Annotated in this window: 10 protein-coding genes; 3 read left to right on the plus strand and 7 right to left on the minus strand. The window is 44.2% G+C overall.

Translation table 11 applies throughout. The annotated features are described in order from the left end of the window. The first annotated feature begins 51 nt into the window (after positions 1-51). Entirely contained in the window at positions 52-1,425 is a 1,374-nt protein-coding gene (locus I6E86_RS09415) for an NAD-dependent succinate-semialdehyde dehydrogenase (protein ID WP_197177242.1), read from the plus strand. An 871-nt stretch (positions 1,426-2,296) separates the two neighbouring features. Here I6E86_RS09415 and I6E86_RS09420 read toward each other — a convergent pair. The 3 genes from I6E86_RS09420 to I6E86_RS09430 all read right to left on the minus strand — a co-directional run bounded on the left by I6E86_RS09420 (position 2,297) and on the right by I6E86_RS09430 (position 6,941). Beyond that, the gene (locus tag I6E86_RS09420; protein ID WP_197177244.1) at positions 2,297-3,739 is read right to left on the minus strand and encodes an APC family permease; all 1,443 of its coding nucleotides are present in this window, start codon (positions 3,737-3,739) and stop codon (positions 2,297-2,299) included. Positions 3,740-4,064: 325 nt separating this feature from the next. Next, entirely contained in the window at positions 4,065-5,348 is a 1,284-nt protein-coding gene (gene gabT / locus I6E86_RS09425; RefSeq protein ID WP_197131161.1) for a 4-aminobutyrate--2-oxoglutarate transaminase, read from the minus strand. Between the two features lie 93 nt (positions 5,349-5,441). Then, positions 5,442-6,941 carry an NAD-dependent succinate-semialdehyde dehydrogenase gene (locus tag I6E86_RS09430; RefSeq protein ID WP_227680618.1) on the minus strand — a complete coding sequence of 500 codons (1,500 nt, stop codon included), beginning with the start codon at positions 6,939-6,941 and terminating at the stop codon, positions 5,442-5,444. Between the two features lie 218 nt (positions 6,942-7,159). Between I6E86_RS09430 and I6E86_RS09435 the strand changes: the two genes are divergently transcribed. Beyond that, positions 7,160-7,924, plus strand: a complete 765-nt coding sequence (locus I6E86_RS09435; protein WP_197131164.1) for an IclR family transcriptional regulator — start codon at positions 7,160-7,162, stop codon at positions 7,922-7,924. 83 nt (positions 7,925-8,007) lie between these two features. Here I6E86_RS09435 and I6E86_RS09440 read toward each other — a convergent pair whose 3' ends face one another. The 3 genes from I6E86_RS09440 to I6E86_RS09450 form a co-directional block, all read right to left on the minus strand. Then, positions 8,008-9,078: a histone deacetylase family protein gene (locus tag I6E86_RS09440; RefSeq protein ID WP_197177245.1), complete on the minus strand. Its 1,071-nt coding sequence runs from the start codon at positions 9,076-9,078 to the stop codon at positions 8,008-8,010. Positions 9,079-9,634: 556 nt separating this feature from the next. Continuing rightward, entirely contained in the window at positions 9,635-10,843 is a 1,209-nt protein-coding gene (locus I6E86_RS09445) for a CaiB/BaiF CoA transferase family protein (protein ID WP_197177247.1), read from the minus strand. A gap of 187 nt (positions 10,844-11,030) precedes the next feature. Continuing rightward, on the minus strand, positions 11,031-12,215 hold the full coding sequence (locus tag I6E86_RS09450; RefSeq protein ID WP_197177248.1) for an acyl-CoA dehydrogenase: 1,185 nt from the start codon (positions 12,213-12,215) through the stop codon (positions 11,031-11,033). Positions 12,216-12,391: 176 nt separating this feature from the next. Here I6E86_RS09450 and I6E86_RS09455 point away from each other — a divergent pair, with 176 nt between their 5' ends. Then, on the plus strand, positions 12,392-13,219 hold the full coding sequence (locus I6E86_RS09455) for an IclR family transcriptional regulator (RefSeq protein WP_197177249.1): 828 nt from the start codon (positions 12,392-12,394) through the stop codon (positions 13,217-13,219). A 73-nt stretch (positions 13,220-13,292) separates the two neighbouring features. Here the strand turns inward: I6E86_RS09455 and rtcR are convergent, their stop codons facing one another. Continuing rightward, complete coding sequence (rtcR, locus tag I6E86_RS09460) at positions 13,293-15,014, minus strand: RNA repair transcriptional activator RtcR (RefSeq protein ID WP_197177251.1); 1,722 nt, start codon at positions 15,012-15,014, stop codon at positions 13,293-13,295. Between the last annotated feature and the right edge of the window lie 33 nt (positions 15,015-15,047).

Raw genomic sequence — 15,047 nt, forward strand, 5'->3', positions numbered from 1 at the left:
CATGGCTTTTTAAACATAACCAAAAATAAAATGTAAACAAAAGGACTTTTTATGAGCGATTATCAAGTAAACAACCCAGCCACAGGCGAACTCGAAGCTACCTACCCTACGGCAACCGAACAAGATATCCAACAAGTGATTGAGCAAGCAGACACAGCTTATCAAAGCTGGCGTCACGTCCCGCTAAGTGAACGCAGTGCGCTACTCCATAAAGTCGCTGATATCTATCTTGACCGTCAAGAAGAGCTAGCACGTATCGTCGCCAATGAGATGGGTAAACCAGTCGCTCAAGCAAAAGGTGAGATTGGTCTGGTCGCTGATATCTATCGCTATTATGCAGACAATGCTGAGCAGCTATTAGCCCCTAATACCATCGACGTTGATACAGGGTCAGCTTCTGTAGAAAAACGCCCTGTAGGCGCACTACTAGGCATCATGCCTTGGAACTATCCACACTATCAAGTAGCACGCTTCGTCGCGCCAAACGCTATGGCGGGTAACACTATTATTCTAAAGCATGCACCGCAATGCCCTAAGACAGCCGAAATTATCGTCGATATCATGAAAGACGCAGGCATTCCTGATGGGGTTTATAACAATATCTTTGCGACCAATGAGCAATCAGCGACCATTATCAATGACACCCGCGTACAAGGTGTTTCATTAACAGGTTCTGAGCGCGCAGGTCAAGCCGTCGCAAAAGAAGCTGGCGGCGCACTCAAAAAGGTTGTCTTAGAACTTGGTGGTTCTGATGCCTTTATCGTGACCGCTGATGCAGATATCAAAAAAGCTGTACAGGGAGCCATCTCAGGTCGTTTTGGTAATGTCGGACAGGCCTGTAATGCGGCTAAGCGCCTAATTATCGTCGATGACGTGTATGATCAATTCGTTCAAGATTTCACTGATAACGTACGTGCCATGACATTGGCAGACCCATTAGACGAGCAGACGTTTATGGGTCCCATGTCCTCAAAAGCCGCTGCCGTCAATCTACAAGCGCAGCTAGATAGTGCCATTCAAGCAGGTGCTACTGTTTTAGTAGAAGGCGGCATGGTAAAAGACAAGCCGGGTGCTTGGTTTGCGCCTGCTGTTCTGACAGATGTGACTGAATCAATGGATGTGTACCGTGAAGAGTTGTTTGGTCCGGTGGCTGTGATTTACAAAGCAAATGACATCGAACACGCTATCAAGATTGCCAACGATGTACCCTTTGGTCTAGGTGCTTCTATTCAGACACAAGATCCCGCCCTAGCAGCAGACATCGCTAGCAAACTCGAAGTGGGTATGGTTACGATCAACTCACCGTCTGGTAGTGAAGCAAATACCCCATTTGGCGGGGTCAAGCGCTCAGGCTTCGGTCGCGAGCTTGGTACACTAGGTATCACCGAGTTCTTAAACTATAAGCTGATTCGCGATAAATCTTAATCCTATTATCTATTTAATCCAAAAAAAGCACAGTAATGCTGCGATGAGTTTTCTAATGCTTATAGAGTACAAAATCAGCTAGGAAAATTCATCTCTGCAAAATATCTTCAATACATGTTTTTCTTGTTTTTAGCTGGCGATATCGAACGCCAAAAAAATACCTAATATCGAATATTAGGCCTTTTTTGTTGGAAAATTCTTATGCATTATTTTCATGCTAAATTGTCTTTATATAGCTAGATGATGCGATGTCGAGTACAATGCCAAAGTCTAGAAAAATGTCTTGCTGCTCATTGGTCATGGTGTCAGCCAGTAGCAATACTTCAATCAATCGTCTGACACTTGAATCTCACAGCTTTCTCAGTAAAAAGCTAGTACTGACATTTTTCTAAAGCGAAAAAAGCATCATTAACTAGATGGTTTCCTTCATTGAAGCGAACGTATATCCCTTCACTATCTTTTGTTGCATACCAATACTCGTCGTTTGTACCAATATTTATTTGAAAAAACTTATTGCTTATAATATTACCGACAGTGTAAACCGAACCTTCCACAAAAAAATCGTTGCCACAGGTACATTTTAGTTTATCCCCACTTCTGATCATACAGTCAACTTCCACAATAATGATAATAGCAAACAAAAGTTATATATTTTAACTATTTATTATTAAATGTCAATATACGAATATTATGCTGGCTGATTATTTACAAAAAAATAACTGGGACTACTATCTAATCAATAAAAGATAGAAAATGAATTCAAGCTAATTCCTACTGTCCTAAATATATCAACTCATTCTAGGACGGGACAAAGACAATAAAAAAGCCTAACATTGATGTTAGGCTTTTTTATTGGATATTTTAAATAGACTTACTTTTTAGGTGGGTTATCTTTCAACCATAGCTGATTCACGATTTTTAATTCACGTAATTCTTCGGCCATGATGGCTTCACTTTTGCCAGGGTACTTAATGGTTGCATAACCATATAGCGCCACACCCAACACCGTCCAACCAAAGAAAATCCACCACTCGATAGCGGTAAGCGCAGACGGCATACCTGGCATGTATAGTGCCAATAAGCCAAAGCTTAGTGCGATCGTGATCATACCCACCAGTTTACCTGCAGGTATCTTGAATGGACGTACCATATCAGGCTCACGGTAGCGCAGTACTAAGAAAGAGATAGCGACACAAGTATAAGCAATGACGATACCAAAGCCACCAGCATCAACAATCCACACCAACATTTTGCGACCAAATAATGGCGCGAGCGTGGCTAAACCACCAATCAATAAAATCGCATTAACAGGTGTATTATATTTTGGATGTAATTTGCTTAAGAATGCTGGCAACATATGCGCTTTTGACATTGCATACAGTAGACGACTACCACCAATCAAGAACGCATTCCAGCTTGATAAAATACCTAATACGCCACCGATAACCAGTAGAATACCTGCCCATTTACCATGCCACGCATTGGTCATTGCATCGGCGGTCGCCAAGGTAGAGTTTTCTGCTTGAATCAATGGCAATGTGGTACCGACACTCCATGCCACTGCGATGTACCAAAGTACTGCAATCGTTATTGATACGATTAGAAATTTGCCGATATTAGGACGGGTTAAATCAATCTCTTCAGCTGCCTGTGGAATCACATCAAAGCCGACGAACATAAAGGGAACCATCACGATAACTGCCATCACGCCTGCAGCACCACCGATAAACGCTGGAGCTTGTATCGCAGTCGATGTCGCAGGATTATATAATGCTGCACCAATGAATAGTAATATACCGACAAACAAGATCCCTACAACTGCTGTTTTTTGGAACCATGCACTGACTTCCATGCCTCGTATATTCAGCCATGTCACAATCACTGAACCCAGCATCCCCACACCAACCCAAGTGGCATAGACATCCCAGCCTGCGATCGTCCAGAGATAACCTTGGTTATAATTGGGAATAAAATACTCAACGACCGTCGGCAATGCGACTGCCTCAAATGCGACGACTGAGAAATAACCAAATAGAATACTCCATGAGCAGATAAATGAGACATTTACCCCTAACGCTCGGTGGGTATAAGTATGCTCACCGCCCGTGATAGGCATTGATGAAGCAAGCTCAGCATAAGTCACACCTATCAGTATCACGGCCAAACCACCTAGAAAGAACGCTAACATCGCGCCCCACGTACCAGCAGATAAAATCCAGCCGCCAGCCAGTACTACCCAACCCCAACCTACCATAGCGCCAAATGCTAAGGCTATAATATCAAACATCCCTAGCGATTTTTTTAGTCCAGACATAACTTACTCCTTGTCTATGTGTCACCCAGATTAATCCGTCAAAACTAAACTGGCTTTAGTGTGTTCGGGCATAGCCCATTATCGTTATTTTCCGTACTTACCTATTCATAGGGCACACCTATGAATGGGGTTAAATCGCTTTATTCATTCCCTGTATTGACCCTGTATATAGGTCACAATAAAAAGCCAGCTCAAAAAATAACGGCGTCTTGTCATGCAAGGCGCCGTTATTCATTCAATCACTCAGAGTAAGTACTCTTAAGTACTATCAGGACAGGCTTACCATTGCTTTTAAATCACTGCCTTTAAAATATCGCTGTTCAAATTAAGCAGTTAATATGCCGCCAATTATATCAAGGCCTTCTTGTAAGATTTCATCTTCAACCGTCAATGGCACCATTACGCGGATCGCATTGCCATACATACCACAAGACGCTAATAACAGGCCTTGCTCAAAAGATTTCTGTTTCAGGTTGGCAGTTGCGGCAGTATCTGGCTTGCCTTCGCTATCAACCAAATCAAATGCTAGCATGGCACCTTTATAGCGAATGTTGCCAATGCTGCTTAAATTTAAGCCTTTTAAAAATTCAGCAATGGTATCGCCAATCACGACACTACGCTCAAGCAAGTTTTCTTCTTCAATCACTTCTATGACAGCCAGTGCTGCCGCAACAGCAATAGGGCTACCTGCATACGTACCACCCAAGCCACCTACCTGTGGCGCATCCATAATATCAGCACGACCAACCACTGCCGAGATAGGATAACCACCAGCCAAACTCTTAGCGGTAGTCATCAAATCAGGCTCTACACCTAACTGCTCACCAGCAAACAAAGTACCTGTTCTGGCAAATCCGCACTGTACTTCATCAAAAATCAAGACAATACCGTGCTCATCACAGATATCGCGTAATGACTTGGCGAATGATGGTGTCACTTGATGGAATCCACCTTCTCCTTGTATCGGCTCTATGATAATTGCGGCCACTTCACTTGGATCAATATCGGCTTGAAAAATCATGTCAAGGCTATGCAGTGCTTGTGCTTCAGTTACATTTAACTCTTCAGCCGGGAACAATGCATGGAATACAGGACCAGGCATTGGTCCAAAATTCTTTTTGTACGGTAGTACTTTACCGGTCAGGCTCATACACATAAGCGTGCGACCATGCCAACCACCCACAAAAGAAATCACACCAGGGCGACCTGTCTTTGCACGGGCAATTTTGATGGTGTTCTCTACTGCTTCAGCACCTGTGGTTAAGAAAAATGCTTTTGTCGGGCCAGTAATAGGCGCTTTTTCACACAGTTTCTCTGCTAGATCAACATAGATTTCATAGTTAATCATTTGCGCTGCGGTATGCGTAAATTTGTCAATTTGCTCATGCACACGCTGGGTGATTTTTGGATGGCTATGGCCGGTATTCAATACCGAGATACCACCAACAAAGTCAATATAACGTTTGCCTTCAACATCCCAAACTTCCGAGTTTTTTGCTTTAGCGGCAAAAATAGGAAACGCTACACCAAGCCCAGTAGGCAATACTGCTTTGCGGCGTGCTAGTAACTCTTCGTTAGTGGTGTTGCTTTGTTGATTGTTCGTGGTCATCAGAATATCCTTTTTTATCTTGACATAAGTTATATTAAATTTATTGCTATCTGTGTTATTACGATTGAGGTTGTCATGCCAGCCATCATGAAATTAGCTGATATCAGAACACCAATATTTGGTTACGACGTAATCTTCTATGCCGTATTTTGAGCCTTCACGGCCAAATCCTGACTGCTTCACGCCACCAAATGGAGCCACTTCGGTAGAAATCAGACCAGTGTTGTGGCCGATGATGCCGTACTCCAAGCCTTCCGTCACACGCCATGAACGTGCATAGTCGCTACTGTAGAAGTAAGCGGCCAAGCCATAGATAGTATCGTTAGCAGCACGGATAACTTCCGCTTCGTCTTTGAAAGTAAAGATAGTAGCGATAGGGCCAAAAATTTCCTCAGAAGCGATATCCATATCACTACTGATATCCGTAATAACGGTCGGATTGTATGCCAGCTCTGAGGCACCGTTAGTGCTACCGCCAGTGATAAGATTTGCACCTTTATCTAATGCATCTTTAAGTAGCGCTTGTACTTTATCTAGGGCTTTTTTATTAATGAGAGGTCCAATGTCGACGCCTTCATCCATGCCGTTACCGACGTTTAGCGCAGCGACTTTTTTGACAAAGATGTCTAAAAACTCATCTTTGATGCTGTCTTGGACATAGACACGATTGGCACAAACACAAGTTTGACCAGCATTACGATATTTAGACGCAATAAGACCTGTCGCTGCTTTTTCAAGATCCGCATCATCAAAGACGATAAATGGCGCATTACCACCTAGCTCTAACGACAGTTTTTTGATAGTTGGTGCACACTGAGCCATCAACGTACGACCCACTTCTGTAGAACCTGTAAATGACAGCTTATGAATACGTGCATCACCCGTTAAGATTTCACCAATTACCGAAGATTTTCCAGTCACTACCTGTATAACGCCTGCTGGAATACCAGCTTCTTCTGCTAATGCACCCAGTGCCAAGGCAGAGAATGGCGTTTCAGTCGCAGGTTTGATAATAATCGTACAGCCAGCTGCCAATGCAGGAGCGGCTTTACGAGTAATCATTGCTGCTGGAAAGTTCCAAGGGGTAATAGCGGCACAAACGCCGACTGGCTGTTTGAGCACGACGTGACGTAACTGCGTGCTATTGGCAGGAATCACGTCGCCATAGACACGCTTACCTTCTTCTGCAAACCAGCGAATGAAGCTATTAGCATAGCCAATTTCGCCGCGTGATTCAGTCAAAGGCTTACCTTGCTCAGCCGTCATAATGATAGCGAGATCTTCTTTATTGGCATCGATGAGGTCTGCCCATTTTTGCAACAGCTCTGAACGCTCTTTTGCAGTCTTGGCTGCCCACGCAATTTGCGCTTCATGAGAATAAGCAACAGCGCCATTAACGTCTTGGGTGGTAAGGCTTGGTACTGTGCCAATGATGTCACCATTAAATGGATTATTCACGTCGAGGGTTTCTTGATCACTAGCACCATGCCAACCATCTTTAACTAAGCATTGTTGTTTGAGTAGATCTGGATTGGATAATTTTATATTTGCTGTGGGCTTTGTCATAGTAATGCTCCTTGTCGGCAAGCTCATTGCCAATTTATAACTTTTAATAAGATGACCACTTGATAGAGGAGTAAAACAGTTATTGATAAACTACCTATTGTTCAATATACTGTACAACAATTCCATATGTGAGACATCATTATAGGAATGATACGAGACACTTTGCAACCCTTATTCCTTTTTTAATTGAAATTTTTGCTATTATCCTAATTACGTCTTCCTCACTTTACTTTTTTGGTCACTTTATGAGCACAACTGCCGTTCCAGCCTTGGACAAAACGTTTCAGATTCTAGATTTAATTACTGACAGCCCTCAACCACTAACTGCTGCTCATATTGCTAAGCAGCTTGAACTGCCTCGCAGCTCTACCCACAATATTTTGCAAAGCCTATTAAGCAAACACGTCATTTATAAAGATGCCGATAGTCGCTTTCATCTGGGCTCATATCTCATGTACTGGGCTGGTAAGTATGAGCAGCAACAAGGGGTCATACAGTTATTCAAAGACCTTATCGTGCAGTATCCTGTGCTACTCCAACATACGGTTACCTTATCAAAGCTGGATTTGGGAGAAGTGGTATTTTTAGCATGTCATGAATCACCTGCCCCGCTCGGTTTTACTTTCCGTGCAGGTGTTCGTGTGCCTGCGGTGTTTTCTGCCACGGGCAAAGCCATGCTATCTACCTTGACGATGGACAGTATTCATTCGTTGTACGAAGGAGTATTTCCTACGCCAATCACTCAAAATGGGGTCGATAACTTTGAGCATTTGGCTGATGAGCTTAACGATATTCATGAGAGTCGCATCTCACTGGACGATGGGCAACTACGTGACGGCATGTACTGCTTGGGCACCTACATTCGTAATGCATCAGGCATTGCCATCGCTGGTATGGCGGTAAGTTTTTTGCAGGGAGAGTATGAGATTAGACGCGAGGAAGTAAGTGCGGTATTGATTGAATTGGCTGAGCAAATTGAACAGCGTTTGGGGTTAATTACTCATTCATAAGCAGTAGATGCAGGGTCTGTTACGACGAACCCTGCAACCAATTTCCTTGCTCTCTGATGCTACTGAGCTTTAAGTTAGATTGATTATGTCAGCTGGCTATTACTGTTGTCTTCTGAGATAAGCCCTGATAAAAATGCTTGCAAATTGTCATTGAGCTTTTGAATGTAATAACCACCCTCGACTAAGACAATCAATGGCTTATTTAGTGCTTTCATCTTTTGTGCCAATATTTTAAAGCCTTCCGTACTCACGGCACATTTCGCTTCTGGGTCGTTCTCATAAACATCAAAGCCCAATACATGTACGATAATATCAGGGTCAAATAGCGTCATCGCCTCGATAGACTTATCGACATATTCAAAGAAGCCCGTTTCATCGGTGCCATGTGGCATCGGGAAATTAATATTATAGCCCTCGCCCTCGCCGACACCTTTCTCAAATGCGTGCCCTGTCACTGCTGGGTAGAAGTTAACGGGATCGCCGTGTACTGAAGTATAAAGCACGTCTTTACGATCGTAGAATATTTCCTGAATACCTTGTCCATGATGCATATCAGTGTCGATAATGGCGATTTTTGCATATTTCTGGCGTAGGTGCTCGGTGATGATGGCAGCGTTATTAAGATAACAGAACCCTCCAGCTGCACTCTTACGTGCATGATGTCCAGGTGGCCGTGAAAAACAAAGCTGTATCTTGCTTTCGGCACGCTCGGCGTCTGTTGCCTTATCATTTAGCAGTGCTTCGGCTGCGTTAAGTGCCGTTTGCGCCGACCAATAGATAGAGGTCCAAGAATGCTCGCTGATGGGCGCACTGTCATCTGCCTGATACTTTGCCGCTTTTGCCATGATGCCAATACCCGGATTGTTATACGGCATAAAAATTCCTGTCTGCACCTGCTCGCCCAAGTTTTCCTCTACTGCCATCCATTCATCATAGCCATTTTTGAGAAACTCAACATAACCGAAGTCATGAACCGCCAATATTGGTGCGATGCCGATATCGGTGGCAGTAGTCACTTCTAGGCTTAAAGCCGCTGGCGCTTTCAAAAACTCGACCATACGTTCTGGTATTTCTAACGGCTCATGCATCTTTCCATAAGAAAAATAAGGTAACGGTCTATGCAGACTTAGGTTTTTATGGCTATAGATCTTCATATTTAACACTCCATTGTTTGCAATAAATTTTGTCTTTAAATTTAAGGGCTGTTGAACATTGAACCGTGGCACTGAAAGAGGTTATTAATAAAGATGAGTGACAAACAAATTCTAAAATTATTACCTCATACTCATATTTACAATGAGTTGGACAGTAGCTAAAGATGGCCAACTCTTCATTTACCATGTATGACTAAAGAAATTTGTTCAATATACTGAACTAAAGTTCTATATATAAAACTCATTATAGGAATGATAAGCGACACTTTGCAACTCTTAATTATTCGTATTATGCTCACAATGGTTTCTAAGGTGTAGGAGATATATTTTTATACTGGGGCGTGTCCTCATTGTAAAAATAATAATAAAAATGAGATAAATTGCCGTCCAACAAGGAAAATAGCTCAGATAATATCGAGATATTATCTGAGCTATTTGACACTGTTTGGCAAGATTTAGCCATTTTTAACCCATTTAGATGATTATCGATTGAATTGAGGGCACGCTCTAGTATTGACTCTAGCTTTCAGTTAATACTTATAGTTTTCTAATTGGGCTAAATAATCCCATCGGCTTTTAGCTTAGCAATCATCTCACTGTCATAGCCTAAATTTGCCAGCGTACTGTCAGTATGCTCGCTCAATTGTGGTGGTGGCATACGATAAGTTACCGGTGATGCGGACAACTTAATAGGATTGCCAAGTGCGCGTACCGGACTACCTTGCTCGATAAAATTAATAATCATCTCACGGGCTTGCGCTTGCGGCATGGCCAAGGCTTCAGCCACATTATGAATCGCACCGCATGGAATCCCTGCTTGATCTAAAACCTCTAACCAATAAGTGCGTGGTTGCTCAGAAAATTTCTTGCTCAGCTCATCACACAGCAGTACACGATTGGTCACACGTGCTGGATTGGTCGTAAAACGCTCATCTATATGCCAATCGACTGCGAGCACGGTGCAAAGTTTGGCAAACTGACTGTCATTGCCGCAAGCTAAAATAAAGTGCTGCTCGCCCTCGCCAGCAAACACTTGATACGGCACAATATTAGGATGCTGATTGCCCAACCTTGGCGGTATCTTATCTGAGGCCAAATGATTCATGCCGACATTAGCTAGCATGGCGAGCGCACTATCAAGCAACGCCACATCGACATGTTGTCCAAGTCCAGTATTTTGGCGCGCCAGCAGTGCCGCTTGTATGCCTATCGTCAGCTGCAAACCTGCAAACAAATCGACCACTGCCACGCCCACTTTATGTGGTTCGCCATCACTCGGCCCTGTGATGCTCATCAGTCCTGATAATCCTTGGATAATATAATCGTAGCCAGGCCGCGCGGCATCTGGTCCTGTCTGCCCAAACCCTGTCAATGACGCATAAATCAGCCGCGGATTGTCCTGTTTTAGACTTTCATAATCCAAGCCGTATTTTTTCAGACCACCGACTTTAAAGTTTTCGACCAAGATATCACTCTCAGCAATCAGTTGCTTAATGATGTCTTGCCCTGTCGGCGTAGTGATATTTACTGTGAGCGACTTTTTATTGCGGTTAATAGTGGCGTAGTAAGCGGAGGTGTCATCGCTGAATGTTGGCGGTGCCCAATGACGCGTTTCATCACCGATATGTGGACGTTCAACCTTGATGACTTCAGCACCCAGATCGGCGAGCACTTGGGTACAAGAAGGACCCGCCAGTACTCTCGATAAATCGAGCACCTTGATACCATGTAATGCGCCCTCTGGCATGTTAGCCATATCAGTCATAATAATCCCTTATTGTGTCGCGTATTTTTGATAATAAAATTGTTCTTCAGGATGTAATTTCTAATCAGTTAAATCATGAAGAACAACTGAAAAACGTACGCTACTGCTTATATATGCTTCGTAAAAAGCCAAACAATAACGTACGTTAGGGCATGTGCTAAATCTGAACATTTAACTTAAAATCAGTTTAAAAGAACGCTTGAATGCCTGTCTGTGCACGGCCTAGGATAAGCGCATGAATATCATGTGTACCCTCGTAAGTGTTGACGGCTTCCAAATTCATCACGTGACGAATCACATGGAACTCATCAGAGATACCATTACCGCCATGCATATCACGAGAAACACGCGCGATATCCAGTGCCTTACCGCAGTTATTACGTTTAATGAGTGAAATCATCTCAGGTGCTGCATTGTCTTCATCCATCAAACGACCCACACGTAGTGCCGCTTGTAGGCCTAATGTGATTTCTGTCTGCATATTGGCAAGCTTCAACTGTACCAACTGCGTTGCCGCTAGCGGACGACCAAACTGCTTACGATCGAGCGTGTACTGACGGGCGGCTTTCCAGCAGAATTCAGCCGCACCCATTGAACCCCAAGCGATACCATAACGGGCTTTATTCAAGCAGCCAAATGGCCCTTTTAGACCACGGATATCTGGGAAAGCATTGGCTTCAGGGACGAATACTTTGTCCATGACAATCTCACCCGTAACTGACGCACGTAATGAAAACTTGCCTTCAATTTTCGGTGCAGACAAGCCTTTCATGCCTTTGTCTAAAACAAAACCGCGAATCTCGCCAGCATCATCTTTTGCCCACACAACAAACACGTCAGCGATAGGACTGTTGGTAATCCACATCTTATTACCAGTCAACTCATATCCACCCTCAACCGCACGTGCACGAGTCGACATCGATGAAGGATCTGACCCTGAATCAGGCTCAGTCAGACCGAAGCATCCTACGTACTCACCCGAAGCAAGCTTAGGTAGATAACGCTCTCTTTGCTCTTCTGTACCATATGCCCAAATAGGATGCATCACTAGGCTTGACTGTACGCTCATCGCTGAACGATAACCCGAGTCTACTGCTTCCACTTCCTTGGCAATCAGACCATAGGCAACGCTCGATAAACCTGCACAACCATAGCCTTCAATCGTGACACCCAGCAGACCCATTTCACCCATTTGACGCATGATATTACGATCAAAATTTTCATTACGATTGGCTTCAACGATACCCGGCATCAGCTCTTTTTGAAAAAACTGACGCGCGCTGTCTGTGACCATGCGCTCTTCTTCAGTGAGCTGGTTACGTAGTAAAAAAGGATCTTCCCAATCAAAGCGCGGGCTAGTAGATGTTGCCATGTAGATCTCCTTGATGTCAGTCATCCTGACTGACGAATAGTGATTGATACATCATTTGGTCTAACAAGTCATTGACTTCGTTATTCCGCTGTGCGAAACTTAGTTTCATAATTTAAAACCATTTAAGCAAACTTTCGCCGCGCTGTAAACCTTTATCCAAAAAAGATGAGTATAAAATGACAAAACCCTTATCAACAGCCACCCCGCTACTCGAGCGAATGCATGGAACAATGAGCCAAAACAAGGAAGATAACGACCGACAGTTTGTCACGGCACTGGGCCGTGGGCTGTCTCTACTCGCAGCATTTGAACATGATGATAGGCTCACCCATCAGCAGCTGTGTCAGATGACAGATCTGCCAAAGGCAACCATTACTCGCCTTATCCATACCTTAACCACGCTTGGGTTTTTACGTGTCACTGAGCACGGACAGTATCAATTGGGCAGTAGTGCTGTACGTCTAAGTGCTACCGCGTGGAGTCGCCACGATATGGTCGCAGCGGCTGAGCCACTATTACGTCAGTTCGCTAGTGAAAATGAAGTATCAGTGAATTTGGCTACCGAAGTCGAAGGAGAGATGCGCTATCACGCCTGCTGCCGTAGTCCTGCTCGTCTATCGGTCAATTTACAAGTTGGCTCAGCGGTACCTGTCGCACGCACTGCTATCGGGCGTGCCTTCTATGCGGCAAGCTCACAAGCGAGACAGGCTGTGATTCAAAGTAATTTACAAGAGAATTTATCTGTTGAGGAATTCAACCATGCACAAAGCGCTCTAGCCAGCGCGGCAGAGCATTATGAAAAGTATGGCTATACCGTCTCTGATGGGGAGTTTTCTACTGACATATTGGCAGTCGCGGTTGGTGTATATGATGTCGCAACAGGACAATACGCGTATTCGCTCAATGCCAGTGTACCAAACGCTAATTGGGAAGCGGATGAGTATGCTGCGATGATAGTGCCAAAGTTACAGGTGTTGGCTGAGCGGATTGGTTCGGGCGTTTAAAAGAGAATAAACCATAAAACTATAGTATAAGTATCTTGACTTAGTTGATGGGTTTTATCTTATGAAACATGCTTCATTTTAACCCATCAAACCTCAGCCCAAATTTCATTAGATACTTACGCAACCTATCACTATCGTTCGGGCTTTTTAGCTTATCGCGTGAGTTGGCATACAGATAGCGGCCTGCTGCTGCTTGGTTTTTATGGTTAATACAAATCTCAATCACATACGCCAGTTGCACCGCATCAAACGGATCAATAGTTTTCAACATGTCTTCATCGAGATATTTTCTTAAAATATTATGGCTACCCTGCTCGATGGTTTCGCTATCTAAAGTAGCATCGGGGCTATTATTGCTTAGGCTATTTTCAGCCCTGATATTACCGCTACTTAAGCTATTAGAGTAATTCAAACTGTCAGGCAATTCCCAAAGATGCGCTAAGCGTTCAATCTCCGCTTGTACGTCATCACTCCGAATGACCTTACTTTCAGCCAGCGTGGTCAGGCGAATCATACTGGCCGTCAAATCACGAAAGTTCCCTTGCCATGTCGCATCCGCACTCATCGCAAAAGATTCATACAGCTGCCTTGCTTCTGGGGTAAATCTATATTGCTGCTGCTGCTCGCTACCGAGGCGCGCTAGCTCGTAATCTATATTGGCAGGTAAGTCTTCCAGACGGTCTTTCAACGATGGCAAAAAAAACGTCCATGTATTGAGACGCGCAAATAAATCCGCTCGAAACTCGCCATTCGCAACCGCTTGCCGCAAATCTTTATTGGTGCCTGCCATTAGCTGAAACGACACGCTAATCGGTGTATCACTACCGAGCGGATAAAAGCGCTGCTCCTCCAGTGCGGTCAATAGCATCGCTTGCTCATCAAGACCTAACTCACCGATTTCATCTAAGAATAACAATCCACCATCGGCTGATTTTAGCAGCCCATCACGACTCGTCGCAGCGCCCGTAAATGCCCCTTTGACATGACCGAATAACACACTCATGGCGGTGTCACCACGCAGCGTGGCGCAGTTTACCTCGACGAACGCATCAAGCGTGTTTTTGCCTTGTGTGCTGCTGGCTTTGGCTTTTTTAAGCGCGTAAATTTGGCCTGCCAGTTGCGACTTGCCCGCCCCTGTTGCGCCCATCAATAATATGGGTGCGGTTGAGCGGGTGGCGACCTTTTCAATATCGGAGATGAGCTTTTGATAAGCGGCATTTTGGGTGACTAGATTAGCTTGCAAGGTTTGCCAATGTTGCTGTTTTTCTGCCTCAAAACGTTCACGTAATCCATCATAGCGCGAGACATCTAAGTCAATCACTTGATAGCGACCTTGCGGATCAGCTTGGTCAGGTCTTGGGCAAGGAGAAGTCTGAATCAAATCAGCTGGAATAAATCCTGCCTCTACCAATAAAAACCAGCAAATCTGCGCCACGTGCGTACCCGTGGTCAGGTGCAGTAAGTAATCGGTACTATCCTGAAAATCAAAACCTACGGCAAAGTCATACAGCTCAGCATAAACATCGGCAAAATCCCACGGACTGGTCAACGCCACATGATGACCAATAACGGTAGTGTTCGGACTAACTTGTGCCACGTCATCGACAATTATTTTAAACAGGCGCTTATCGCGCTTGCTATATAAGATATGCAGCTCATCGACCAGTAGCTCGTCATGCAGACCTAGACTGACTGTTGGGCGCCAACGTTGCCAACGCTTATCATTAAAGCCATTGTCTAAAGTAGTGCCGAGGAAGCCGATGACGGCTGTTTTGTTGCTCGAATCACTATTCATAATATTACTTATCACTGATTATCATTAGTTAAT

This window comes from Psychrobacter sp. SWN149 (genome assembly GCF_015864565.1).
In the GTDB taxonomy this organism is placed as follows: Bacteria; Pseudomonadota; Gammaproteobacteria; order Pseudomonadales; family Moraxellaceae; genus Psychrobacter.

Bases quoted from the DNA above. Each gene is read 5' to 3' on its own strand.
- I6E86_RS09440 (WP_197177245.1), bottom strand. From the start codon at position 9,078: ATGAAGATCTATAGCCATAAAAACCTAAGTCTGCATAGACCGTTACCT.
- I6E86_RS09450 (WP_197177248.1), bottom strand. From the start codon at position 12,215: ATGGCAACATCTACTAGCCCGCGCTTTGATTGGGAAGATCCTTTTTTA.
- I6E86_RS09415 (WP_197177242.1), top strand. From the start codon at position 52: ATGAGCGATTATCAAGTAAACAACCCAGCCACAGGCGAACTCGAAGCT.
- gabT (WP_197131161.1), bottom strand. From the start codon at position 5,348: ATGACCACGAACAATCAACAAAGCAACACCACTAACGAAGAGTTACTA.
- I6E86_RS09420 (WP_197177244.1), bottom strand. From the start codon at position 3,739: ATGTCTGGACTAAAAAAATCGCTAGGGATGTTTGATATTATAGCCTTA.
- I6E86_RS09445 (WP_197177247.1), bottom strand. From the start codon at position 10,843: ATGACTGATATGGCTAACATGCCAGAGGGCGCATTACATGGTATCAAG.
- I6E86_RS09455 (WP_197177249.1), top strand. From the start codon at position 12,392: ATGACAAAACCCTTATCAACAGCCACCCCGCTACTCGAGCGAATGCAT.
- I6E86_RS09430 (WP_227680618.1), bottom strand. From the start codon at position 6,941: ATGAGCTTGCCGACAAGGAGCATTACTATGACAAAGCCCACAGCAAAT.
- rtcR (WP_197177251.1), bottom strand. From the start codon at position 15,014: ATGAATAGTGATTCGAGCAACAAAACAGCCGTCATCGGCTTCCTCGGC.
- I6E86_RS09435 (WP_197131164.1), top strand. From the start codon at position 7,160: ATGAGCACAACTGCCGTTCCAGCCTTGGACAAAACGTTTCAGATTCTA.